Here is a 23,313-nt window from a genome sequence, read left to right on the forward strand (position 1 = left end):
CGTGGCGCGGGGCTGGGGCTGGGCGCTGCGCGCCCGCCGCTGCAGGCGAAACGGCAAGCCGTTCCGAAGAACTCGCGGACTCGGTCGAAGCGCTGCGCGCCTTCGCGGTTGCATCTGTTATTCGATCGCGCTCAATTTGCAATTTGCAATCGAGAATTTTTCGAGGGCGGTCGAACCGAAACCGGCTCGCCGATGCATGGTGTATTCAGCGAAACCGGTTTCGGATCAATCGCATTCAAGTCATTCGTTACGGGATCGCTCGGATTCTGCATCGAGCGCAGCGGGCCGAATCTGCTCCCACAGCGCCGGGTTGATTCCCGCGTTGTATGCGCGTTCGAGCAGCTGCCCCAAGGAATGATCGGGGGCGAGCCCACGGGCAACGTTCATTGCCTCCCGCGCCGGCACCGCCTCCCGTCCGATCCAGTAACTCAGCGAAGCGAGGACGAAGGCGGGGCCTGCCTCGCTGGCGGGCAACACCGCGCCAACCTGCCGCCACAGTTCGCCGAGGACTGCGGCGTTGGCTTCGGTGAAGTGAACGAACAGCACATCGCGCACGCGCACGTCAGAGGCGGCGGCTGCGAGCATCGCAGCGTGGTAATCCGATATCTCGATTCCGCGGTTGCCTGAATCGAGATACCCGGCGAGTACCTCGCGGTGGATGGTCTCTGCGGCCGAGATCGGCCCTACTGCCGGGAACGCCCCGCGTGCAGCCCGCATCATGTCCACCACACTCGCGGCGCGTTCGGCACCGAACTGTTCGGCAACGAAGCCCGCGCGGATTTGGGCGCGAGAGGCCAGACGTACCTGCCCCTCGAGCAACGCTCCGACCACGTAGGGGTGAGCCGTCAGGTCGACCGCCTCGCCGACCTCGTGCGGTCCCGCCAGTACCCCGTTCATCAAGTAGCGGCGCGCACGTCCCTCGTGGAACTGGAACACAGCAACGTCATCGCCCGAGAACTCGTGGAGAACGGCCATCGATGCCGCATCGGCGTGTGTGTCACTGCCGAACACGACCACCACGCGCGGTCCGGATAGATCACGCACGGGGTGACCGCTGGGCACCAGCAACGGGGCACCACCGATCGGCGCTTCCTCCCCCAGCGGGCAGGCCATGACGGCCCCGCCTGTCGAGTTTGGGGTGAACACCACCATTTCGTTCTCGGGAACGTAGCGGACCAGCATCACGGCCACGGCAACAGCATCAGCGGGTGAGGAGATACGAAAAACAGAGGACATCGGACAAACCCCTTTCAGGGCACAGGGGCAGATGGTCAGTCCGCCCGATCAACAGAACACCCACAATCTAGCCGAGACCACCGACAAGAACGGCTCACGCGCAACACATTTGGTCCCCGGCGCACTCGGTGCCGGGGACCGCACCGAGTGCGCCGGGGCTCGGTGGGGAAAGACAACAGGCCCGCCCATGTGTTTCGCTGGGCGAGCCTGTTGTCGAACGTCTAGGGAGAAGCGAAAGGATCAGAGCGACAAAGGCTCTCGCTCTAACTCCTCGGGAGCGGAGTCGGCTTCCGAGGCCCATCTAGGGCTCACGTCCATACCCGACCACACTTTCGGATCGGTGTCGAGCCGATCAGGAGACGTTCGGATCAGCACACACGCCAGCAGCCGACATTGCAAGACGCGCCACACCGTCGATGATCAACGTATGGCATCCGTTCGACGCTGCGGAGGTGACCGGCCCTGGTACCGCGTACACCGCCCGCCCGAGCCTGTGCACTTCCCTGGCCACAGACAGTGCACGTCCGCGTGACCCGGCCTCGGGCACCACTACCGCATCGGAGAGAGCCGCCAGCAGCGCGCCACTCCCGTTGAATCGTTCTCGTCGAGGCTCTGCACCGAACGAGTACTCGCTCACCACCACACCCTGTTCCGCGACGCGCTCGAGCAACCGAGCGTGACCGGACGGATACGCCCGATCCAAGCCGCACGGCATTACCGCTACCGGTCCTGCACCGACCCCCAACGCTGCCCGCAACACCGCTCCCTCGATCCCGAACCCGCTGCCCGACAGGACCGCCACCCCACGCATCGCCAGATCCCCGGCAAATTCCGACGCGACATGCTCGCCGTAAGCGGTCGCAGCCCGGGTGCCGGTGAGCGCCACCGCCGACACATCAGCACCGGGCAGCGCGCCCTGTCCACGAACCCACAGAGCGACCGGAGTCGATCCCTCCAGCCATCCGGCCATCCGCAGCCGCTGCGGCCACTCAGCGTCCGCAGGAGTGACCAATCGTGCTCCCAGCGTTGCCGCCGTCTCGAGGTCTGCCTCGGCACCTGAGTAGTCCCACGAGCGAGCCGTCGCACGCAACAAGTCCTCCGACACCTCCCGATGCCGCACAGCCTCGGCTGCAGCCTCCACGCCCGATAAGGACACCGCCAGATGCACCAACGAGCCCTGCCCCCGCGCCACGTGAGCGAGATACGCCCACGCAACACGCTCACGCCACACCATCTCGCTACCCGACACCGCGTTCTCGCTCGACACACCGCTCACGACGAAACCCTCCCAGGGCTAACACAAGGGCAGATGGTCAGTCCGCCCGATCAACAGAACAACTCGAACCTACCCCGACACACCGACAAAAACAGCACCTGACAAGCGAAAATGTCCCCGGCGCACCCGGTGCCGGGGACAGCGGGTGCGCCGGGCGGTAAGTTCACGAAGCGGCCAAAAGAGCAGACCGAAGTGTCCTGTTCGAGTGATACAAATACCGGAGCAGATCTCACGGGCCGCCGACGAAAAACGCACCAACCGCGACGTTCGAGAGGGAAGCTGCACACATGACCGAGCCCGAGCCATGGCGTCGAAGCAAGACGCCGGCCCCGCTCCCCTCGAATTCCGCCGACGCCCGAGCGATCAGCGAACTGACGGACCCGGAACTGGCTGCGATCATTCGTGACAACCTCCTGCCGCGCTCGAACACCGCCGGCGATACAGCCAATTGGCGTGCATTCTGGAACACCCTCACTTTCGATCCGCAGCTCAACGATCGCGCAAACGCGATCATCGATGTCTACGTCGAGCAAGCAGCAGCAGCGCTCGATACCGGCGAACTCGACGACGCCCAATACAAACGTGCCGGCAAGTTCCACGACCTGTGTATCCACGCCCTCGACAGGCTCGACAAGGTGGTCGACGACCCCCTGGCCTGGGCTGGTGCGCGAGCTGCCGGATTCAATCCACGCTCTCGTGAGGTCATCAACACCCTCGTGCAGGCCATCGCCGATCACCGAGACGACGGCGACGACGCCAAGCTCTGGGCGATTCTCGCCGAAGTTCGTTTGGATCCAGGCCATCGACGCCGGTAAGCGCTCCGCTCAACATGGCCGCCCGCGGAGCCTCTGACCGATGAGCTTCTGGGATTCACTTGCGGCCGGCCTCTCGGAGGAGCCGCCGCGACGGGTGATCGTGTCGACCAGAACGCTCAGGTCGGCGATCGAGGACACCTTGATCTATGGGTTCTCGCGAGCCGCCCTCGAAGTGGTCCTACCCGACGAACTCGACCTGACGTGGGCAGGTACAGGTACCCCGGTTGAGGCCGACACCAAGCGGTCGCTGATCGATGGTTACCTCGTAGGATTCGAGATCCCCCAGCTCGTCGCACTGGCGCGTCGCGTGCTTGCAGAATGCGACGTCGCGGACCACGGGCTCGCGGTGCTGATCGCAGAGTACGAAAAGGGCTCCAGCGGTGTCGATTCTCCCGCAAAGAACCTCATTTTCGCGGCCAATGGTCCCAAACCGGAGATGGTGCTCCGCGACGCGGTCAGCAACGACATCCTGATCACCAAGAATGCTGAGTTCTGCCTGGTCTACGACAGACCGATAACCGAGGCCGGCCTGTCCTTTCAGGAGCTGATTCAGTGGTGGCGTGAGCACCAAGCAATGGCAGACACGGACGATCGCGATGTCGGGCGGTCACTGTACAAACGGCTGCGAGAGAGCCTCGGTAAGAACGAACCCGAGCGGATGGTCTTGGACGTCTACTCACGTCGATACGGAGAGCACGGCTTCGGTATTCCCGCTCTGATCCCGCAGGTCTACCTCCACTACGACCCGTACACCAAGTATCAACGCAAGGGCAGCAGTCCCCTCGAACGCCAACGCATGGACTTCTTGCTGCTCTTCAGTGCAAGAAAACGCGTCGTCATCGAGGTCGACGGTCGTCAGCACTACGCCAACGAAGACGGCCGCGCCAGCACGCAGCTGTACGCCGAGATGGTCACCGAAGACCGACGTCTCCGGCTAGCGGGATACGAGGTCTATCGGTTCGGGGGCAAAGAGTTCGAGAGCCCCGACGCGCCGTCGATGCTCGCAGCATTCTTCGACGAACTGAGCTCGCGAATGAAGTAGACCGACGGGGAACTCATGCCGGGGCGAGGTATCGATCCTCCTCAGAGCCGATCTGGAGTTCGTCCTCGGCGGCTGCGATGACTGCGTCGACGACCTCAATGGGTAGCCCGGTCTTGGTGGCCACTGCAGCGTGCTCGTGGCCTTCGCTGGCCAGTTTCAGGACGTGGACACACAGAACGGCTGTTTCGGCCTCTGTGGAGCTGTTCGGGGCCGAGTGACGCTGGTCGGTGCTGTCGTCTACAGCTGATGCTTCGAGTCGGACCAGCTGGATCATCAGGTGCGTGGTGACCAGCAGCACCAGCGGCGGCGCAGCAGCGGCCAGCGCGGCCACGGTGAAGGTCGAGCTGTAGTCCACCATCGAGACGTGCACGATGTTGCCGGCCGTCGATGCGATCGACCCGAGAATCAGCAAGGCCCACGCGAACCAGCGGTGTGAGGCGTCGACGACGAGCATGAGTGTTGCGAGGATTACCATTCCGTCGAGCACCAGTGGCAGAACCCATCCCAGTGTTGCCGGGTATCCGCTGGCAGTAGCGAGCTGCCACAACGATATTCCGCTCTTTGTGAAGGCGCTGATACCGATCACCGCATTGCCGATCACCGCGCAACGTTTGATGGTTGTCAGATTCCTCATCAATGTCCTTCGCTGGTGGTGATCGAAAAGTGGCCGGCCGCTGCCGTCGGGCGTGCTAGATCGGCGTGCTTGAGGGTGGGTGTGTTCGACAGTCGGTAAATCGACCACAGGGCGGTGAATGCGATACACCCGCCGATCACTATCTGAGCCGCGGTGTAGTCACCATTGTTCGCAATGACGAATGCATTCCAAGCTGTATGGGCCAGAACGAGTCCCGTGAGACTGCGGAGTCGATAGTAGACGTAGACGGCCACAGCGCCCCATACGAACGCCGACAACGCTTGCCCTGTTCCCTGGTACAGATGGATGGAGGCTCGAAACAGAGCTGAGCTCGCGATGACGATGCCGAGCATCCACGGCTGGACGCGCCAGACCAGTCCGACGACCCCGAAGAGCAACAAGACCGGAAGCGCACTGAAGAACGGTTCCTCGGCCAAGCCGGCGACGAGAAGGTGCGCACTGTTCCACCATTGTGCCGGGTTGCCGTAGTCACTGGTGCGCGAAAGGTTTTCGGCATCCTCGGGGGACAGCAACGAGGCCATGCACAGGCCGATGGGGAACAATCCTGCACTCATCAGCGTCCGCGCTCGCCACGTCCCAGGGAAGCTGTTCGGTTCGGTCTCGTTCGGTTCGATGAACCGGCGCACCGCCGCGACGAGAGCGAGACCGGCAACTGCGGCGAAGAAGAGAATTAGGAAGCCAATTTGAGCGCCGGGCATCGTCGGCGGGGTCGACTCGGTGACTACCTCGGATCCGGTACCGAGATGCCTCTGAACCGAGACTAATGCCTCGAAAGGCCAACACACGACTAGGTAGGCGGCAGCAAGCCCGAGCGGAACAGCAGCGATATACAGGCTTGAGTTCCAGTTGTTGTTGCGATTCATCGCGATTCACTCTTTCTTTGACATTCTCTCGTCGCGGCGACACAGGACAGTCATGGGTGCGGATACGAGTACTGAGCGTGGGTACGGCGGTCGAGGCTGATCAGTTGTCGAGTAGGCCCGCACCGCGGGCAATAGCGGGTAGGTCGATCGGTGGTGCCCATGCGGCCCACACGCGGGTTCGGCCGAGCTCGACGACACGGTCGTCCGGATAGAGCCGCCATGGGCCGACGCGGTCGAGCAGTTCACCGACGAGGGCGTCGGCGTGGAAACGGGTGGGAACGGTGACGAAGTCATCGAGCGGGCCCCGCTTATGTAGTGCCGCGACGGGGCGTGGTGCGCCTCTGGCGATCGCTACCTGCCGCAGGTCCGGAGAGCCGTGGGGACGGAGGATCGCCACGACATGGGGGTCCAGCCATCGTCGCTCTCGCCATTCCTTGCGGACACCGCGGCCACGGGGAAGATCGAGCCCGGTCAAGACAGTTCGTGCATTGTCGAGGGTCTGCTGTTCGACACGTCGGATTTCAGGAAGGGGAAATTGAAGTTGCTGCAACCGGCGGACGGGAATGGCCGCTCGAGCGCGAGGTGAGCCCTGCAGCCAACGCTGAACGGTACGGCGAGTCACCCCGAATGCCGCTGCGACATAGTCGATATCGACACCACCGTTGACCAAGGGGCCGTAGCACGCGGTGAATGCGACCTCGAGCTGTCGTTTGGTCCACCGCGGCCGCTTCGGGTTCATGTCGCTCTAATGGAGTGGTCCGAGAAAGACGCCGTATCCCATTTTGGCCTGCACAGCCATGCTGACGAGGATCAGACCCGCCAACGCAGAAACGACGCGGGTCTTCCACTGCTGAGACTTGGTCTCGAACATGTCTTTCTGATCCCTCCTGCAGAGCGCTGCCGTGCGCGATTCCACCGATACCGTAGCGGTTGCACCGGACACTCCGAACACCTGAACTCGCAGACTCTTATGGTCAGACCGGGTCGATGGAGATGTTGTCGATGCTCTCGAAGGTCCATCCGTCGACGTACCGATCGCTGGCGTAGCCGCTGAGCCACTTCGAGAGCGCTTTGTCGCCGCCGCGTTCGTACGCCGACCACATCGACTCGACATCGGATGGCGACATACCACTCTGATCCGGGGGGATCTGGATGGAACGATTGCGAATGTAGAACCCTCCCCCACCGGCGACGCCTTGTCGGCCCTTGATCTGTACGCGCGCACCGTATTTGGCGATCGACTTGCCCTGTTTGCTCTCTCGGACAGCTTTGATGGCGGCGCGCCGGCCCTGTTGCGTCGTCGCTGCCTGCCGCGACTTGGTGGTGAGCTTGCTCAGAGTCTCGGCCTTCGGCTTCGAGATTCGCTGGCGTCCCTCGGCGGCAACCCAGCGTTCCACCGTACGACGTGAGACTCCGAGATCGCGCGCAGCTGCGGCAGTGTTCACCCCGCCCCGAGTGCCCGGGCCGTACGCGGCGAGGAGCATCCCACGCATGTCAGGGGTGGTGCCGGCCTTGCCGGAGACATCGGCACCACGCCTGCCCGTCAAGCCCTGGAACAGTGAGCTGCGTCGGCGTTCGTCTGCTTCCAGGTTCTCTTTGAAGCCAGCATGCTTGCGCCCGGCCATTGGCTATTCCCCCTTGCCTGTCGTGGCATCCCAGTTCATCGTCAGCGCTTCCTTGCCCTTGTAGCGGCCACCGACGAGGAACTCGAGATGATCGCCGAGTCGAGCGGAGCCCTCCCACTTGTATTGGCCGAACCCTCGACCGAGCTGCTTGTCCTCCCCAGGCCAGGACGCGATCGGATCCGGATCGTTGCTGGTGTAGAGAACCGTGTCGTTCGTGATGGCCACCGGCCACCGGTCGGAGACGGTGCCGATCTTGACGATGCGACGAGTGATGTTCGCCCGCGCTTTGGCGATGATGTGATGGCGTCGCTCAGGCGAGAAACCTGCTCGTCCGGTCATATGAACCGAGGACCCCATCTGGCCGATCGTGCGCGTGTAGACGCCCTTGAGCAGATCTCTGGCCAACTGAGCGTCGACGTCGTCGACGTCCAAAGCTGTTCGTGCGTCCCGGATTCGCTCGTACCACGGATCGAGTACTCGGCCATGTTCGTTCCACACGTAGGCCTCGACAGGTTCGAGCTCGTAGCCGAGTTCTCCGGCGACCTGCAGACTCGGTGTGGTCACCCACAGCAGGCCCGGCCGGCCGCCGAGAGGCATCAATGGATGTGGGATGCGCCAGTCCCCTGCCTCGGGAACCTCTACCCGCCAATAGCCCGGCAGCTTCTTGTCGAACGCTCGCCCGTCTGGATGATGAGTGGCCGATCCGATCGGCATCTCCAAACCGGCGATTCCCGCAGCATGCGAGCCTCCTCGGTCGTACGCGTGGACGTAGATCATCGATGTCTCGTCGCTGGTCGGTTTGCGGGACCATGCGTAATCGTCCTCGAGGGAGCTGATGGTGGCCGGGCCGACGGGAGTCTGTGCCCCGAACATCCGCTCGCGGTCCTTGAATCGAGTCGAGATCATCAGGTCGAAACCTGTGGACTGCGGGGTGATCACCCACGGCATCTTCAACGCGCTGGCGAACAGCGACAATCGACGCGCGAGTTTGCTCGGGGACGGTCGGTCTCCGAGAATAGGGATATCGCGTGGATCGGCGTTCATGCCGGCAGCCAGGACGACCCACACACCGCGGTGCTCGCCCTGGGTGCGCCACACACGGGTCCACGCACCGAGCCGGTCACCGGGCTTGCCCAGGGTCCAACCGTCGGCGATTGCATCTGTGACGAACGCTGTGCCGGCAGTGGCCTCGCCGACGTCTTTGCGTCGCTGCGACGGATCGTCGCTCAGCGTGCTCAGATCCACCCCGAACTTCTCGGTCATCGCCGCGGTCACCCAGATCTGTCCCGGTTCGCTCTGCCACGACGAAGTCTGAGTGCCCAGACGCAGCTCCTGCACCAGCGCGGCGACATGACCGACGTGAGAGATGTTCTGTGGCAAATTGATTCGACTTCCGTCGGGCATCCAAATGCCATCGACGTCCAGGACGGCGGCAGGGGCAGCGAACGGGTTGGCCGCGGTCTTCGCGGGAGCTGAACGCCGAGGCTGCGTGGTCTCGAGCGGCGCACTGGGTTGCGCAACCGTAGGAGCACTCGACTCGGCGGCCTCGGAAGCAGCTCGACGAGCAGGTTCGTTCGACGGCCGCGGGCCAGTGGAGGCGGGTGCAGGCGGCTTCGCTGCGGCTGCGGTATCGGCAACCAGTGCAGCGCGGGAGGCAGCTGTGCTTCCGAACCAGCACTGCGCGTGCAGAACGTGGCCATCGAAGCGAAGGCCCGAGCCCACTCCGCACTTCACGCACGGGACGCTCGGCGAAATATGTTCTGCCACAGCGATATGGCCCTCGGCATCGGGGTAGCTTCCCACTGGAATGTCCTCCTGTTCGGAGTTGTCAGACGTAGCTTCCGCGTCGTTGGCACGAGAGCTGCCCGTCGTCGATGAGGTGTCGCTGTTCGATACCGAGAACAACGTCGCGAGGTCGGCCACTGCGGAGGTCGAACCCGGAACGTCGCTCGGTGTCGTACCGTCCGGTGCATCGTCGGGTCCGCCATCAGCGTCGAAGATGCCGATCTGACCGTCGTCGGGGCCGTCGCCGAGGATCGCCCACAGACGGAGAGCGGTCATCCGCTGCCGCCGTTCCTCACAATGGATGGTGCGTTGGACGGTGTAACGGGGTGTCTTGCCTGCGCGTTCCTCGGCGATCAGAACTCCCTCGTCGTAGAGGGCCCGCAGCGCCGTGCCTCGATCGATCTGTGGAGCATCGGACATCGTCGATGCCGCGGCTTTCAGAACCTGTTCGAGGGCAGTCGATTCGATCAACAGCTGCGCTTCACCGTCGCGTGGTCCGGGGTCGGTGAGCACGTACCCCAACCGGATCCCGCGTGCGTCTTCGCGGTACTTCTTGACGTCCTGATAGTCCGAGACCAACGTCCGTCGCCACCCCAACCGGCCGGCGAGCGGGCGGTCGGGTGCTTCACCGGTACGAACGTCGTCGACGTAGGCCAACCCGGTACGCAGTGCGTGCGCAAGGAGCTCGCGCACCCGCGCCCCGGTACGTGAAGGCAGATCGGGATCGGCCGCAGCGACGACCGCGTCGTGCAATCCGCCGTCGACGACGTCGAGAACTTGCTCGACCTCATCGGCATCGAGCGCGCCGACATCGAGCAGAAAAGCGGTGAACGCCTGCCACCCTGCCCACACTGCACCGACCGCTTCGGCCTGGCGCACGGTCTCACCCTGCTCACGTAAGCCCTCGGCGTAGTGCGCGCCCTCGTTGAAGACCTTTTCCCGCAGTTCCTCGAGGCGGGGGCACAACCACTGCAGGAACGAGGCCATCAGCAGGGCGCGTCCATGTCGAGACTGCTCACTGTCGAGTCGAATCAGCTCGTCGAGTTCGATCTCGTCGGACTGCAACGGCACCACCAACATGCGCTGAGCGCCGGACCCTGGTCGAGGCATGACCTCGGAGGTCACCATCGCGGACGATCGGGGGGCGGTGCCGTCGAGGATGCTCAACCCGTCGCGACTGGAACGGCTCCGTTGTTCGCCGTTGTGGACCATGCGCGCGAACTCTTCGAGCGCTTTCTGTGCAGCCCCCCAGTCTCGTGTGGGAGCGACATCATCGGCCCAGTACAGCGCATCTTTCGACGAATTCAGTTTGATGCGAAGCGCATTGAGAGTGTCACCGTTACCTGACATCGACGATGCCGGCCGCCGACGATCCCACAGCTCACCGAAGTGATGCATCGCGATCGACGCGATCGAGGTCTTGTACGAACCGGGCGAACCAATGAGCGAAAGAACCCAGGGGTTGGGTCCCAAGGCCGCGCGAAAGACGTGCCCGAGCAACGGAGCAGCGATTCGCACCGGCAGACGCGTCAGCATCGATCCCGAATCGACCATGAAGGCATCACGCAATCGAGGTGCATCGGCGATCGGGCACGGCAGGTCGTAACGCGAGAGCGGTCCACTGAGCAGAACCGGCGCAACACGGGCACCGGCAGCACTGATAGCGCCACCCGCGTGCACGTAGAACCACTCGTCGTTTCGGTCCTTACGCCAACCGGTGGAACGGAATCGAACCGTCCGGGCAATCGTCACTCCACCCGCCACTTTCAGGGCGTCGCGAAGTTTGGCGATTCCAGAGGGTTTGGAGTCGTACGTCGGCGGCCCGGGAAGAGAATCCGCCCAGGTGCAGTCCCGATAGTCCTGTGCGTCCACCCGCATACGCATGAACTCGCCCGTATCGGGATGGGTGTACCCGATGACGACAGCGGAAAGCTGTTCGGGCGACGGCGGATTGGCTTCCCGCTGCCCGACGATATCTTCGCGTCCGAGCAGGGTCGGTGCGTCGACGTCGAGGCCGTCGTCCTGCGATTCGAGGTATTCCATCTCCACGATCCGAGCATCGATGCTGAGCACCATTTTGGCGGTCTGCTCGCCATCTCGGTTGGTGACGATTTCGACGAGGCTTCCCTCTACGACCCGATACGTCGGTGCAGATATCTGAGCGCCGCGGGTGGCCGCCCCGACCAGGTGCAGTCGGGGTCCGTCAGGGAGCGGATGTGTCGATTCACCGGCGTCGATGTGGCTGGATCCGGTCGCCGGCGGCACCGCGTCGTGCTCGTCCTCGTCGTGCAGCAGCGGTGGAATCGGAGTGCGCGAAATATCGTGTGCGGCACGGGCAGCCGTGCGGGCAGTACGCCACACAGCGGTAGCGGCATCGACCGCTTCTTGCGACCACTTCGTGCCCTCAGCGGCAGCGAAACTACGCACCGCATCGACGGCTTCGCTCAACGGCTCGAACAGGCGCTCCGCCTCGACGGCCCAGCGCCCAGCGAGGCGGATCTCGTCTGCGCACTCATCCTGGTGACCTGATACTCGCCCGCGCTCGGCACGCGCAGCCGCTTCCTGAGCCGCCTTTTCGACCTCGGCGGCCTTGCCGCGCAGCTTGGCCAGCGCAGCATGTGCCGCAACCTCACCGACATGGACGGGAATCAACCCGTTCCACATATCGTCCGGATCCCACAGCTGGGCCTCGACGTGATCTGTGAAGTCTGATTTGTCATCTGTTGTGCCGGGTAGCAGCAGTTGTACCTCGGCATCAACTGCGCCGAGCAGCGACGCCAGTTCGATGCCGCGCTCGTATCCTGCGGCGTCACGATCGAGCACAACGCGCACTGCGGCACCGGCGAACACCTCGGCGAGCTGTGGCGGAAAGTTCAGGCCACCCTGGGCATTCGTGGTCGCGCACAGACCGAGACGCATCGCGGTCTCGACATCCTTTTCGCCCTCGAGCAGCCACACCGGCTGGCCGGCCGACAGCGCCGCTTGCAGCTGCGGCATCGCGAACAGGACCGGAGTGAACACCGCAGGCTTACGTTTGACGTACGTGCGATTCGGACCGACGAACAACTGCCGGAATCGTTTGTGTTTGACGCCGCACGAGGTGCACTCCTCGCGGATGACCTCCTGCACCAATACGCTGTCGGCATCGGTGTAGGGATAGCGCGCAACTTCCGACCAAGAGTGCTCGACCTCGGGCTCCGGCATCGGACCGGCAATCCGAGCAGGCAGACGCCCCAGACGCCCACGTCGTTTGCCCGCTGCCCGTTGCTGCGGGGATCTACCGACACGCGGTGCGCTCGGATCCCGACTCGGCAAGGGTTCGTCGAACAGATCGGACACACCGATATCGAGACGCTCGGCGATTTCTGCGGCCGTCGCTGAGCAGCCATGGCACCGCAGCAGCACCATTCCAGAACCGTGGTGGCCCGGAGTCCAGGTGACAGACAGCGAAGCGTGACGGTCGTCGTGAACGGGGCATCTCGCCTGAAACTGGGTACTCGATGTGGCTTTGAAGCCGCCGAGCTGCTCGAGGCGTGGACGGATGTTGTCCATCGACCACATGTGGCCGCGGTTGGGAGTCGGTGACGTCACGACTCACCGCCGACACGTAGATGTACGACGCGCGCTGGGTTCGGAGCGCAAATCACGGCGAGGCAGGGGTACTGAGCTATGATGTCAATACACCTCCTGTCGTGTTCGTGGTTGTTCCCGGTGGGTGGTTGGAGCGGAGCGATTCGCTCACTTGTGAATCCGGAAGACCCCCCTTCTCGCCGCCAAGCACGAGGGGGGTTTTTCACTGTCTAGGGGTAGGTCATCACGCGCCCAGCTTGTACTGTGCGGGATCGATTCGATCTTGGATGTAATGCGGCATGGGTAGATCATGGTGCAGCGCCATGACATAGACGTAGTAGTCGCTGAGGTCGAGGCCAAGGGCGTCGGCCTCGTTTTTGTAATGCGCATACTGCGTGTCGGGCGTGCGCACCATTGCGGGTATGCGAGGGCCCTTCGACTCTCTCCCAGGTTTGCTTCCAGCCATGCGATCACATTAAACGGATTCGGTAACAGAAACAGGGAGGCCGCGACATCCGGTGTGTCGCCTGCCTGTCGTGCCACGTTCACATGTTCCTCCGCACCTCGTCCGTACCCGCCCTCGCACCACACATGACAGGTAGATCCGTCTCGATCTACCTCTGTGACAGAAGTGGCGAAATCTCTCGACATTGTCTCTGCGGCACCGGACACGACGAACACCCCAGCTCGTCGAACCGACCCGCTGCGCAAGCCCCTTCATCGATATACGCGTGACCTTGGCTCTTTTATGTGGGGAGCATGGGGAGCATGGAGATAAGGGCAGCTCAAAGGCAAAAAAACGCTCCCCACCGGAGTGGGGAGCATGGTGGGGAGCACGGTGGGGAGCCAGGAGCAAGACGCTCTGGCCCGGCGGATCAAGAGATCAGATAGTCCTCAACGACCGCAGCAATCAGCGCGCTTCGTGAGGGGATGAGCGGACTTGCTTCTACCTGCTCGTCTATCCATCGGGTCTGGGCTACCCACAGATGTGGACGCACCTCCACTCCCCCGCTCGCGACCTTCGGGCGGGCCAGACGCGGCATGCCACCGCGTGGCGATTCGACGGCGCGAGGGGCGAAGAGGCGAACCAAGGTTTCCGGGGTGTGCGCGGCGAAGGCATCCTCGACGATCTCGCCGTAGGACTTCTTCTCCCGCTGAGATCGCGTCTTCCAGGCCTCTTTGACCGTCGCGGGAACGTAGACCGCGATCGGGCGCACATCTTCATCACCGACAATCGCAGCCAACGGCTCCGCTGTAGCGGTGTCGGCCCCGGTTTCGGGTGTGGTGGCTACGTCCTCGGTTGCGGCAGTGCTGCCCCCGGAGGGCGAGGCAGATGTAGCAACCTCGGTCGGAGGCTCTGGTGCAGGTGCTACAGGAGCATCCGGTGCAGATGTCACGTCCGGAGCCTGTACGTGCGGCTCGTCGACGGCTCTTTCGGCAGCCACGTCGGTCGAGCGTGGTTCCACTGCGGCAGGCCTGGCGAGGGAACCCGTTCCATTGCGAGGGAAAATGTTGGCGAGGCCAGATCCACGGGGAGCGGGCTTGTCGAATTGGTCCGCCAGGCTGGGTCGCTTCTTGCGATCAGTGGTGCTCATGCGGGTGCTACCTCTTCTGCGTGATCGGCTTCGGCAGCAAGCTCGGCCAAGCGTTGCAAGACCTCAGCTGCTAGGGCCTCGTAGTCATCCGCCAACCCGGTTGCATCCCGAGAGAGCAGAAGGCTGGGTGGTTTCACCTTGTCCCTCAGCGCTTTCAACCGAGCCTTCTTTGCGCTAGCAGTAGCGCCTTCGAGTTCGTGAGCTAGGAGCCCATGCCGCCGCGCGTCGGCAGCGGCGCTCTCCATGTAGCGGATTGTCGTGCCGAAGATGGGGGCAATGGTGTCAGGAATGGCTTGCGTAATACTTTCCCTCACCTGGTCCTGGAGCCGTTGTGACCTACTGCCGACCGCAAACAGAAGCATGCCAGCCAATCTCAGTTGCGGATTGTGCTCCCGGGCACGCGCGAAGCGCTCGGCGACGCGGTCGAGGCCGTCGAGGCTGCCATCGTCGGCGCGAGTAGGGATGAGAACGGACGACGTGCAGTACAGCACCGCATCACCGATGATCACGTCGCCTGGCGGGGTATCGAAGAGAACAATGTCGTAGTCGGGAACGATCGGGGCAAGGACTTTGTGGAGGATCTGCCCCAGCGATTCGCCCCCGCGGCTGAGCCTGGAGAGCATCATGCCAGCAACGTCGACGAGCGCAGGACCAGCGGGAATGACGTCTAGACCGGGTCGGACGTCTTTGATGATCGGGGGTTGTCCGCCTGACATCAACGACATCAGAAGTTCTTCACCGGACTGCTTTTCGTAACCGAAATCGCGGGCCAGGTTGCCCTGAGGGTCGAACTCCCCGACGAGAACACGGTAGCCGGCAGCGGCGAACAGGCCTGCGAGGTTGGCAACAACCGTCGTCTTGCCCACTCCCCCTTTACCTTGGGTGACTGCGAGGGAATTTGATATTGCCATCGATAGAACCTTCCTTCCAGAGTCCTGGATCCGCGTGCATCTATTCGAGCGCTGCCGTGGAGAAGCGTGACCGGGAGGCGTTCACGGTGCCGAATCGGTACGTGCGAGCGGCTCGACTTGTCCCGCACGCTCTTGTGCGGGCGGATGCGCAGGTTGTCGTGCGTGGTTGTGTGCGCGAGAGTACGCCCAGTCACGCACGTCAGTCAACACGGTCTAAGTCGTGTAACACCATGCGTATCAATGCTCGCACTCTTACGCGGCAAAACACGCGCAATAAAACATGTAGTGCTGCGCCCTAGTAACAGCGTACCAATACGCACGTTAAGTCGCATATCAACACCCTTGTTAACACGTGAAGAAACACGGGCATTGATGTGCTGACCAAAACGGTAATTAACCCGCGTGTTGACGTGCGGAGTTATACCCGGTATTGCATGCGTAGTATTACGCGTATTAACCAACGGTGTAACAAGCGTATTTGTACGCCCTCAAACACGCGGTTTAGTACGCGATGAAACCAACGCTTTACTGTGCGAGGAGTACTACGAAGTGCTACGCCCATTGTGTTGGGATGATTGCCCGGTAGACGGTAACGGAGGTAGGGGAGCAGAGCACTGGGATGATGAACGGGATCGAGAGTGGGTAGTTATGTCGGATCAACAAAGCGTCGATATGTGCGAATCAGCGTGCGATTCGAGCTGCGATCATGGCCGCGACTCCCAATCCGCAGGCTCTGCTGGCTTCGCGAAGGCTCAAGCGAAGTGTTGAGGGGAGAGGTATCGGTAGGGGAGTGCGAGGATTGCTACGTAGTTCGACGCGAGCCTGGCACGAATTTCACATAAGACGCCAGGTCAACGGGGGACTGTTCGCGTTCCAATCAGCGTAGATCCGAATAGCTCTGACGCAGTCGGCGGCGGGGATCGCCAGGCTCTCCGCGGGTCGTTCGCTGTTCGGCTATCCGTTGTTCCAGACCGATCTTCGACGCCATTTGGGTGGCCCACAGCAGGGTGGCGTCAGGGACTGATTCTGAGAGTTCAACGGTGAGATCTACAAGGGTGTCTTCGAGCAGTGTCTCGGCGGCTCGGTAGAGGCTCCACAGGTGGCTCAATTCCCAACTAAGAATGAGGGGATTTCCGAACATCATGCGCTCACAGGAACGTTGAATGCGCCGGACTTGAGGGTTGCTCAGAGCTGTCGGATCGTGCGGGTCGGCCCAGGTCGCAAGGTAGCTGCTCTGCTCGCATGTCCACGGCAACAGCAGGAGCGCATCAGTCGCGAAAGTCCAGCTCTGCGTGTCGAGAACGTGTTGTGACTGTTTGAGGGCGCGGCCCAGGGCTCGCTGGCAGGTCGTGGTGTAGTCGGCGAGCGCTAGCCGACATCGCTCCAGTTGTGCCAGGTCGTGCACTGTGTGGAACTGGTCCTGTCCACGAGTGAATTCGGTGGCAACGAGCGCGGCCTCGGTGTCCCACCAGCGAAACTGGGACTGACGATGGAACTCGCGGTGCCATCGTAGGTCGTCGAGCGTTCGGGCTGCGACGCCGCTGCCTGGCGCGGTGGCGGTGTCGGAGAAGCTCATCGTTCAATGGTTGCAGGTAAATGGTGGTGTGTCACCACCCCTCTGGCATCAGTTCTATGACTGTGCCCACGGCCGAAGAGGTAGATGTGGTGGTTTTCCTGGTGAGCTCTGCATGGCGATCGGTTCAAGATCGTCGGTGAACGACGCTGCGTTGAAGAAACATTGGCGGCAGATTGTGGACACACATGAAAGCCATCAAATCAAATAGCACTGAGTCACGAGAACCACATCAGTCCGACATGAGTGTCAAACGATAACAAAATCGTGTTGTGATCACGTGGCAGTGATCATAATCCAACTTGTCTTGGAGTCAAGAGGCAGCGCCGAGTGCAGTTCGGTTGAGAGTCAGTCAACGGCCCGTAGAAGTTGCAGAGGACATTGCTTGCGGCACGGACCGTCAGGGGTCGGTGCCGCGCCGCGTTTGCTTCGGAACTGAACGAGTGCGCGATCGACTACCTTGTTACTGAAATGTTATGTACCGCGTGTTGATCACCACTGTTGTTGAGGTGGAGATAGCCTTTGTCCTGGTGGGGAGGGGATGGGGTCCTCTTGCGGGACGAACACGGGGTTCGTTTTGCAGGGTTCGGTTCGGATCGACGCTGTTCGCGGTGTCCGGGAGACCCGGTATATCTCGTACGTCGCACTCAAGCCTGCGACTCAGGTACACGGGGACATCGGAAGGATCGTGAGTGAGGACCGACAGCGCTGAGAGTGCGAACGTGCCGACATCTCCGCCTGCGCGACAGTCGCTCGGGGCAGCCTTCATGCCACCGCCGCCGGCCGGATCGATAAGTGCTATGTCAGCGGAGGTGGTGCAGTTGAGTTCAAACGAGGAGGAGACATCCTCTGGTGCAGCTGAATTGGGGCACGACGACACGATTGTGCCGTCGACGGTTCATCTTGCTGTCGGGGTTGCACACGGTCTGGCGAAGGAGAGCAAACGGACAGGGAGAACCCACGGCGAGGTGGTCATCACTGCTATCGAGGATGTCCACAGCGATCTCGAAAGCCTTCTGTTTCCGGGAGGCAAGGTCGGCGGAGGTCTGTTCCGCGCCAGGGGAGTAGGTGGGAAGCCGTCTGAGGGTAAGGCGGAGAAGAAGGGAGTCACGGTCGGGTTGTACGCCGATGACTGGGTGATCATCGATCAACTGAAAGACCAGTTCAAGGCCCGTTCCCGCAGCCACCTCATCGGAACTGCCCTCAAAGCACATCTCGGCCTCGACGCCACGACACAAACGGAAAGTGACTGAGCTATGCCCATGTTCGGCAATCTCAAAGAAAAGACATCGACCGCCACAGTGGGGGAGCCGCGCAGCGCAAGAGAGGCATCTCCTAAGCCGGGCCATGACTTCACCGAAGTCGTATCCACCACCAAAGTGCGCCGTCGACGGTCGTACTGGATCGCGGGAGTCGCCTTGATGACCGTCGCAATCGTAGGAGCGGTCTTTTTGGTGAACGCCATGCGCGCCACCACGACAATTCTGGTGCTCGCCCGCGACGTGCCACAGGGGGAGACGATCACCACCGACGACCTCAAAACCGCAGAGGTCAACAGCGATGCGACCATCGCGACCGTTCCTGCCACAGACAAAGCATCGGTCGTGGGCCAGAGCGCAGCAGTTCCGCTCCTGAGCGGATCGGCACTGAACCCATCGTCGTTCACCAACGCCGTAATCCCCAGCGGGGACAACACTTTGGTCGGCATCACCGTCGCAATCAGCAAACTTCCCGCAGAGCCACTGCTCGCAGGCGACAACGTCCGGATCGTCGACACTCCCCGAGATCAAGACGATTCCCCGGTGCAGGGTCCGGTCACCGCGAACGCACAGGTCGTTGCCGTGAAGGACATCCCCGAGACCGGACAGACGACAGTGGACGTTCTGGTCAAGAAAGACGAGGCCAGCTGGATCGCCGCCCGAGCCGCCACCAACCGCGTCGCCATCGTCCTCGACTCCCGGGAGCGCTGAGCCATGCTCGTCACCCTGACCTCGATCTCCGGCTCGCCAGGCGTCTCGACGACCGGCCTGGGCATCGCTCTCACCGCAGACTCCCGCAAGCTGCTGTACATCGAGGCCGATCCGATCGGATCGTCCCCGACGCTGGCCGGGTACTTTCACGCGCGCCGCCGGCACGACCGATCGATCATCCAACTGGTCGAGCCGAACAGGCACGGCCGAATAGGCCCAGCCTTCCAGCACCAAATAGTTAGAATCGGGCCGTTCGATCCAGAGGAGCCGACCAAGGCGCAAGGATGGTTCGTCCCCGGCCTGGTCAATGCAGCTCAAACGGAATCGATGAAGTCGACGTGGGGCCCGTTGGGGGCACATCTGGCGTTGTTGTCGAAACAGGGCGGCGGTGACCTGCTCGTCGACGCCGGTCGCCTCAATCTACGGTCCGGACATCAAGACCTGATCCGTCACAGTGACGTTATCGCCATAATGCTCAGACCGACCAGGACCGCAGTGGCAGCGGTTCGTGCTGGCTTGGGCCCACTACAGCAGCATCTGGAGAATACGAAGTCGCCGGCCAGCATCGGCCTCATTGTCAGGGGTACCGAGCCCTACAGCGCAGCCGAGACCGCCGCGGCGACCGGCCTCGACGTCATCGCAGTCCTTCCCGAATCACCGGTACACGCGCAAGTTTTTTCCGAAGGTGCCTCGCTCAGTAATTGGCGGCGACGTCGATCAAGCTATCTACGCGCAATCGACGGAACCTGGCAAAAGATCGAGCGCTTCCACGAAACGCACCAGCCCGTATGGATCGCCAACTCGCCATACAGCTCACAGCCCGCGTAACGAGCCGACAAGGCCAAAGGGAGAACACCCGCATGACCAACAACGCCCCCGACTTCGACTACGACGAGCGACCAGCCCTACCCGACCTACCGATGTTTGCCGCCGATCCGATCATCCTCGACGATGGCGACAACGAGATAACTCGTTACAGGAGCGGGCAATACGGCTCCTCATCTGCAGGTCTGCTCGCCGCAGCCGGCAAGGACGGTCGCCACTCCCACCCGGAACCCGAGCGACTCGAGACGGTCCCGTTCACATCGCCATCACCATTTCCAGCTGAGCGGTCGGACGTCGCGAGGACCAACCACCAATTGGTCAAGCAACTGACCAAAGAAGCATCCGAAATCCTCTCTCTCCGTAAGACCCAACGAGCAGATCAGGCCCTCAACCCTGAGCTGGGCGTCACTGCCATGACCCCGGACGAGGAGCGTGAGTCGGGCAGGCAGATCGTCATAGATCTCGTCAGCAAAGAAGTGCAGTCCGCGATCGACACCGGTCACGAACAGCTGAGCGTCCAAGAGGAACAGACGCTGGTCAAAGCGGTCTTCGACACGCTGTTCGGACTCGGCCCACTTCAGCCGCTCGTCGACGACCCGAACGTCGAGAACATCCTCATCAACGGCGACAGCGTCATTGTGATGTACCCCGACGGGAGTCTGCAGGCACGACCGCCGATCGCGGACAGCGACGAAGAGCTCTACGACTGGCTCACCAACCTCGCGCAGCGCGCACCCGGTGGTGGACGACCGTTCTCGCAGGTCAACCCCAACCTCCGCCTCAATCTGCCCGGCGACATCCGCTTGTCCGCGATGGGCTACTCGGTCCGCCATCCCAGTATCGCCATCCGCATGCACCGCCACAAGGATGTGACCATCGACAAGATGGTCGAAATGGGTGTTATGCCCCAACTGTTGTCCGAGATCCTCAGCGCCGCAGTCATCGGTGGTGCCTCCATCGTGATCTCCGGGCCCATGGGATCAGGTAAAACAACCAACCTTCGTGCGCTCGCCAACTGCCTTCCCCTGCAAACACGGATCGGCACAGCAGAGACAGAGTACGAACTGTTCCTCGACAAACTCGACGGTCGCAGACCGTATGTTGTTGCAGCCGAGGCAATCACCGGCGGCGGCGAACGAAACGAGCTGACCGGAGCGCTACGCGGCGCGACGACGCTGTCCGACATCCTTTACCAGTTCGTGCGAATGCAGCTCGACCGTGTCATCGTCGGAGAGGTAGCCGGCGGCGAGATCATCGACATGTTCAAAGCAATGCAGATGGCCAAAGGCTCCCTGAGTACCACGCACGCCGAGCATGCCGCCGGCGCGATCGACCGCCTCGTCACCTGCGCCCTCGAAGCAGGAGTGCCGGTCGAGTACGCCTACCGCCAAGTGGCACACCACATCAATCTGATCATTCAGCTGCAGACGGACTACGAATTTACCGACACCGGCGAGAGGCGTCAGGTCCGATTCGTCAGCGAGGTCATCCATATCGAGGCCGGCGAAAACGCCATGCCCGCAGTAACCAAAATTTACGAAGGAAAGCCGGGCGGGACCGGCGAATACGGAACTTTGCCCCCAGCTTTGCTCCGCAAGCTCTACGCAGGCGGTTTCAGTCCGAACCAAATCCCCATCAACACGATCACAGGTGGTGGGCTCTGATGTACACGTTCACGGCCGTCGGTATCGTCCTTGTCTTTGCCGCCGGGATGTGGTTTTTTGCCAACGGAATTCGCGATCGCCGCGACCCGACTGCGCCGACACGCCACCGCACCTCACGTGCGCGGATTGCCCGGCGGACAAAATTACTCCTCGCCATCGGAACTGCCGTCGGCCTTGCTGCATGGCTCCTCAGTGGATGGTTCGTACTCTTCCCCATCATTCCGATCGCAGCAGTAGGCGTCCCCTACCTACTCGGATCGTCAGCCGCCGCCGACGACATCGAACGCCTCAATGCCCTCGAAGAATGGGTGCGCAACCTGACTGGAGTGCTCGCAGCAGGATCCGGCCTCGAACAGGCCATCATCGCAACGCACAGGGGAATGCCTCAAGCATTGCGTCCGGAAATTACGAGCCTCATCACGCGCCTGCGTGGCAATGTGTCGATCGACGAAGCGTTGCTTCGGTTCGCAGACGATCTCGACGATTCCACCGGCGACTACGTGGTCGGTGCACTGCGGCAGGCAGCTCGCCTGCGCGGCTCCGGACTCACCGCAGCCTTGAAGCGACTTTCAGAATCGGTGGCAGAGAACGTGCGCAACCGCAGAACGGCCGAAGCGGAACGGCAAGGGCCCCGCACGACCGCTCGCGGGGTCACCGTCATCACCGTCGTTGTCATCGTTGGGTTGTTCCTGTTCACCAACTACATGGACCCGTACAAACAGCCCCTCCTCCAGCCCGTTCTGTTCCTCGAATTCATCGGTTTCGGCCTGGTGCTCGGGTGGATGAAGCGATACACCTTGCCAGTGAAATACCCCAGGTTCATCGGCACCAAGGACCGCGACGCAGCAAACACCGCACGTGAGAGGAGCGCAGTATGAACAACTTCGAGCTCTGGGCGATCGCCCTTGCCGCTCTCGCCGCTCTCGGCTTGATCCTCCTCGTTCTCCGCATACTGCCGGCCGACCCAGCACTCGGCGATGCCATGGAACGACTGTCCGGTGCAGCCCCGGACCCGTACACCGTCGACACCCGCGGCGGTGACGACCTCACCGGTTCGGATGCCCTGTCCTACAAGGTCGGTGCCCGCTTCTACCCGCGGCTGCGATCGCAGGCGTGGTTCAGGATCCCGACCGCGGACCTGGCGATCCTCCGAGAAACTCCACAAAAGTTCATCGGAGACAAAATCCTTTCCGCTGCAATAGGTCTGATCATCGCGCCGATTTCGATCGCACTCCTGGCGCTGTTCGGCATGGCAGTGCCCCTGACTTTTCCCGTAGCCGGTTCCCTCGTCCTGGCGCTGGTGGGATTCTTCGCGCCCGACGCCGACGTCAAGACTCGCGCCGCTAGTGCCCGACTCGAATTCACCCGAGCATTGGCGGCGTTCATCGACTTCGTTTCGTTGAACCGAAGTGGCGGCGTCGCTGCATTCCAAAGTCTCGAACGCGCTGCCGCAGTGGGCGATAGCTGGGTGTTTCTACGTCTGGATGCCGAGCTTCAGAAAGCGTCCCTCGCCGGACAGGCACCATGGGCTGCTCTGTCCAATCTTGCAGCCGAACTGGCGCTGCCGGAGTTGGGAGATCTCGCGGACATCATGACCTATACCGGCGACCAGGGAGCGAGCGTGGCCGACACTCTTGCCGCGCGGGCCGGAGCGCTCCGCAGTGCCCTGCTCTCGAAAGAACAAGGCGAAGCAGGAGCCAAAACGAAGAAGATGGACGCACCTCTCGGCACCTTGGCCGTGCTGTTCATGATCATGCTGATCGTGCCGGCCGGAGTGAACATCATGGGCGGCGTCTAGACCGAACAACCCGAATGCGTTGTCATTCAACGATCAACTACCAAGTTTGAGCTGTGCAAACACCGATCCGTGCACTTCACCTGCTCGAAGTGTCCGGTCTTGGCGATAGT

20 protein-coding genes are annotated in these 23,313 nt (G+C 62.2%); 8 read left to right on the plus strand and 12 right to left on the minus strand.

Annotated features, from left to right (window positions below):
* Positions 1–240: 240 nt before the first annotated feature.
* On the minus strand, positions 241–1,236 hold the full coding sequence (locus CH281_RS00210; protein WP_015586055.1) for a DUF4192 family protein: 996 nt from the start codon (positions 1,234–1,236) through the stop codon (positions 241–243).
* 352 nt (positions 1,237–1,588) lie between these two features.
* Complete coding sequence (locus CH281_RS00215) at positions 1,589–2,512, minus strand: DNA processing protein DprA (protein ID WP_052047799.1); 924 nt, start codon at positions 2,510–2,512, stop codon at positions 1,589–1,591.
* Between the two features lie 287 nt (positions 2,513–2,799).
* Between CH281_RS00215 and CH281_RS00220 the strand changes: the two genes are divergently transcribed.
* Complete coding sequence (locus CH281_RS00220; protein ID WP_015586057.1) at positions 2,800–3,327, plus strand: hypothetical protein; 528 nt, start codon at positions 2,800–2,802, stop codon at positions 3,325–3,327.
* Positions 3,328–3,367: 40 nt separating this feature from the next.
* Positions 3,368–4,369 carry a hypothetical protein gene (locus CH281_RS00225; protein WP_072692241.1) on the plus strand — a complete coding sequence of 334 codons (1,002 nt, stop codon included), beginning with the start codon at positions 3,368–3,370 and terminating at the stop codon, positions 4,367–4,369.
* A 13-nt stretch (positions 4,370–4,382) separates the two neighbouring features.
* Here the strand turns inward: CH281_RS00225 and CH281_RS00230 are convergent, their stop codons facing one another.
* From CH281_RS00230 to CH281_RS00270, 10 genes are all read right to left on the minus strand, one after another.
* A complete protein-coding gene (locus CH281_RS00230) occupies positions 4,383–5,003 on the minus strand; it encodes a DUF2637 domain-containing protein (RefSeq protein ID WP_015586059.1) in 621 nt (206 codons plus the stop codon).
* Complete coding sequence (locus CH281_RS00235; protein WP_032394817.1) at positions 5,003–5,722, minus strand: CPBP family intramembrane glutamic endopeptidase; 720 nt, start codon at positions 5,720–5,722, stop codon at positions 5,003–5,005. The genes CH281_RS00230 and CH281_RS00235 overlap by 1 nt, the downstream gene beginning before the upstream one ends.
* 265 nt (positions 5,723–5,987) lie before the next feature.
* Positions 5,988–6,626, minus strand: coding sequence for a hypothetical protein (locus tag CH281_RS00240; RefSeq protein WP_015586061.1), 639 nt, complete (start codon positions 6,624–6,626; stop codon positions 5,988–5,990).
* A 6-nt stretch (positions 6,627–6,632) separates the two neighbouring features.
* On the minus strand, positions 6,633–6,758 hold the full coding sequence (locus CH281_RS27145; RefSeq protein ID WP_254924250.1) for a hypothetical protein: 126 nt from the start codon (positions 6,756–6,758) through the stop codon (positions 6,633–6,635).
* Between the two features lie 103 nt (positions 6,759–6,861).
* Positions 6,862–7,512: a helix-turn-helix domain-containing protein gene (locus tag CH281_RS00250; protein WP_015586063.1), complete on the minus strand. Its 651-nt coding sequence runs from the start codon at positions 7,510–7,512 to the stop codon at positions 6,862–6,864.
* A gap of 3 nt (positions 7,513–7,515) precedes the next feature.
* Entirely contained in the window at positions 7,516–12,888 is a 5,373-nt protein-coding gene (locus tag CH281_RS00255; protein WP_032364989.1) for a telomere-binding protein, read from the minus strand.
* A gap of 223 nt (positions 12,889–13,111) precedes the next feature.
* On the minus strand, positions 13,112–13,282 hold the full coding sequence (locus tag CH281_RS26680) for a hypothetical protein (protein ID WP_015586065.1): 171 nt from the start codon (positions 13,280–13,282) through the stop codon (positions 13,112–13,114).
* Between the two features lie 460 nt (positions 13,283–13,742).
* Positions 13,743–14,462 (minus strand): hypothetical protein, encoded by a 720-nt coding sequence (locus CH281_RS00260; protein WP_032364990.1) that lies wholly within the window; start codon positions 14,460–14,462, stop codon positions 13,743–13,745.
* Positions 14,459–15,373, minus strand: a complete 915-nt coding sequence (locus tag CH281_RS00265; RefSeq protein WP_015586067.1) for a ParA family protein — start codon at positions 15,371–15,373, stop codon at positions 14,459–14,461. Before CH281_RS00265 ends, CH281_RS00260 begins: the two co-directional genes overlap by 4 nt.
* A gap of 877 nt (positions 15,374–16,250) precedes the next feature.
* Complete coding sequence (locus tag CH281_RS00270) at positions 16,251–16,949, minus strand: hypothetical protein (protein ID WP_015586069.1); 699 nt, start codon at positions 16,947–16,949, stop codon at positions 16,251–16,253.
* Between the two features lie 689 nt (positions 16,950–17,638).
* Here CH281_RS00270 and CH281_RS00275 point away from each other — a divergent pair.
* The 6 genes from CH281_RS00275 to CH281_RS00300 all read left to right on the plus strand — a co-directional run bounded on the left by CH281_RS00275 (position 17,639) and on the right by CH281_RS00300 (position 23,203).
* A complete protein-coding gene (locus CH281_RS00275) occupies positions 17,639–18,199 on the plus strand; it encodes a hypothetical protein (protein WP_139278540.1) in 561 nt (186 codons plus the stop codon).
* Positions 18,200–18,367: 168 nt separating this feature from the next.
* Positions 18,368–18,916 carry an SAF domain-containing protein gene (locus CH281_RS00280; RefSeq protein WP_254924251.1) on the plus strand — a complete coding sequence of 183 codons (549 nt, stop codon included), beginning with the start codon at positions 18,368–18,370 and terminating at the stop codon, positions 18,914–18,916.
* A 3-nt stretch (positions 18,917–18,919) separates the two neighbouring features.
* On the plus strand, positions 18,920–19,744 hold the full coding sequence (locus CH281_RS00285) for a hypothetical protein (RefSeq protein WP_015586073.1): 825 nt from the start codon (positions 18,920–18,922) through the stop codon (positions 19,742–19,744).
* A gap of 32 nt (positions 19,745–19,776) precedes the next feature.
* Complete coding sequence (locus CH281_RS00290) at positions 19,777–21,405, plus strand: CpaF family protein (protein WP_015586074.1); 1,629 nt, start codon at positions 19,777–19,779, stop codon at positions 21,403–21,405.
* Positions 21,405–22,283 (plus strand): type II secretion system F family protein, encoded by an 879-nt coding sequence (locus CH281_RS00295; RefSeq protein WP_052047795.1) that lies wholly within the window; start codon positions 21,405–21,407, stop codon positions 22,281–22,283. The genes CH281_RS00290 and CH281_RS00295 overlap by 1 nt, the downstream gene beginning before the upstream one ends.
* Positions 22,280–23,203, plus strand: coding sequence for a type II secretion system F family protein (locus tag CH281_RS00300; protein ID WP_032364991.1), 924 nt, complete (start codon positions 22,280–22,282; stop codon positions 23,201–23,203). Before CH281_RS00295 ends, CH281_RS00300 begins: the two co-directional genes overlap by 4 nt.
* Positions 23,204–23,313: the final 110 nt, after the last annotated feature.

Origin of the sequence: Rhodococcus sp. 06-221-2, assembly GCF_002258365.1 — a bacterium.
GTDB lineage: Bacteria > Actinomycetota > Actinomycetes > Mycobacteriales > Mycobacteriaceae > Rhodococcoides > Rhodococcoides fascians.

Excerpts from the sequence above, each read along its gene's own strand:
- CH281_RS27145 (WP_254924250.1), bottom strand. The coding sequence starts at position 6,758 with ATGTTCGAGACCAAGTCTCAGCAGTGGAAGACCCGCGTCGTTTCTGCG.
- CH281_RS00240 (WP_015586061.1), bottom strand. The coding sequence starts at position 6,626 with ATGAACCCGAAGCGGCCGCGGTGGACCAAACGACAGCTCGAGGTCGCA.
- CH281_RS00285 (WP_015586073.1), top strand. The coding sequence starts at position 18,920 with ATGCTCGTCACCCTGACCTCGATCTCCGGCTCGCCAGGCGTCTCGACG.
- CH281_RS00230 (WP_015586059.1), bottom strand. The coding sequence starts at position 5,003 with ATGAGGAATCTGACAACCATCAAACGTTGCGCGGTGATCGGCAATGCG.
- CH281_RS00290 (WP_015586074.1), top strand. The coding sequence starts at position 19,777 with ATGACCAACAACGCCCCCGACTTCGACTACGACGAGCGACCAGCCCTA.
- CH281_RS00280 (WP_254924251.1), top strand. The coding sequence starts at position 18,368 with ATGACCGTCGCAATCGTAGGAGCGGTCTTTTTGGTGAACGCCATGCGC.
- CH281_RS00235 (WP_032394817.1), bottom strand. The coding sequence starts at position 5,722 with ATGCCCGGCGCTCAAATTGGCTTCCTAATTCTCTTCTTCGCCGCAGTT.
- CH281_RS00210 (WP_015586055.1), bottom strand. The coding sequence starts at position 1,236 with ATGTCCTCTGTTTTTCGTATCTCCTCACCCGCTGATGCTGTTGCCGTG.
- CH281_RS00300 (WP_032364991.1), top strand. The coding sequence starts at position 22,280 with ATGAACAACTTCGAGCTCTGGGCGATCGCCCTTGCCGCTCTCGCCGCT.
- CH281_RS00225 (WP_072692241.1), top strand. The coding sequence starts at position 3,368 with ATGAGCTTCTGGGATTCACTTGCGGCCGGCCTCTCGGAGGAGCCGCCG.
- CH281_RS00295 (WP_052047795.1), top strand. The coding sequence starts at position 21,405 with ATGTACACGTTCACGGCCGTCGGTATCGTCCTTGTCTTTGCCGCCGGG.
- CH281_RS00270 (WP_015586069.1), bottom strand. The coding sequence starts at position 16,949 with ATGAGCTTCTCCGACACCGCCACCGCGCCAGGCAGCGGCGTCGCAGCC.
- CH281_RS00250 (WP_015586063.1), bottom strand. The coding sequence starts at position 7,512 with ATGGCCGGGCGCAAGCATGCTGGCTTCAAAGAGAACCTGGAAGCAGAC.
- CH281_RS00220 (WP_015586057.1), top strand. The coding sequence starts at position 2,800 with ATGACCGAGCCCGAGCCATGGCGTCGAAGCAAGACGCCGGCCCCGCTC.
- CH281_RS00260 (WP_032364990.1), bottom strand. The coding sequence starts at position 14,462 with ATGAGCACCACTGATCGCAAGAAGCGACCCAGCCTGGCGGACCAATTC.
- CH281_RS00265 (WP_015586067.1), bottom strand. The coding sequence starts at position 15,373 with ATGGCAATATCAAATTCCCTCGCAGTCACCCAAGGTAAAGGGGGAGTG.
- CH281_RS26680 (WP_015586065.1), bottom strand. The coding sequence starts at position 13,282 with ATGGTGCGCACGCCCGACACGCAGTATGCGCATTACAAAAACGAGGCC.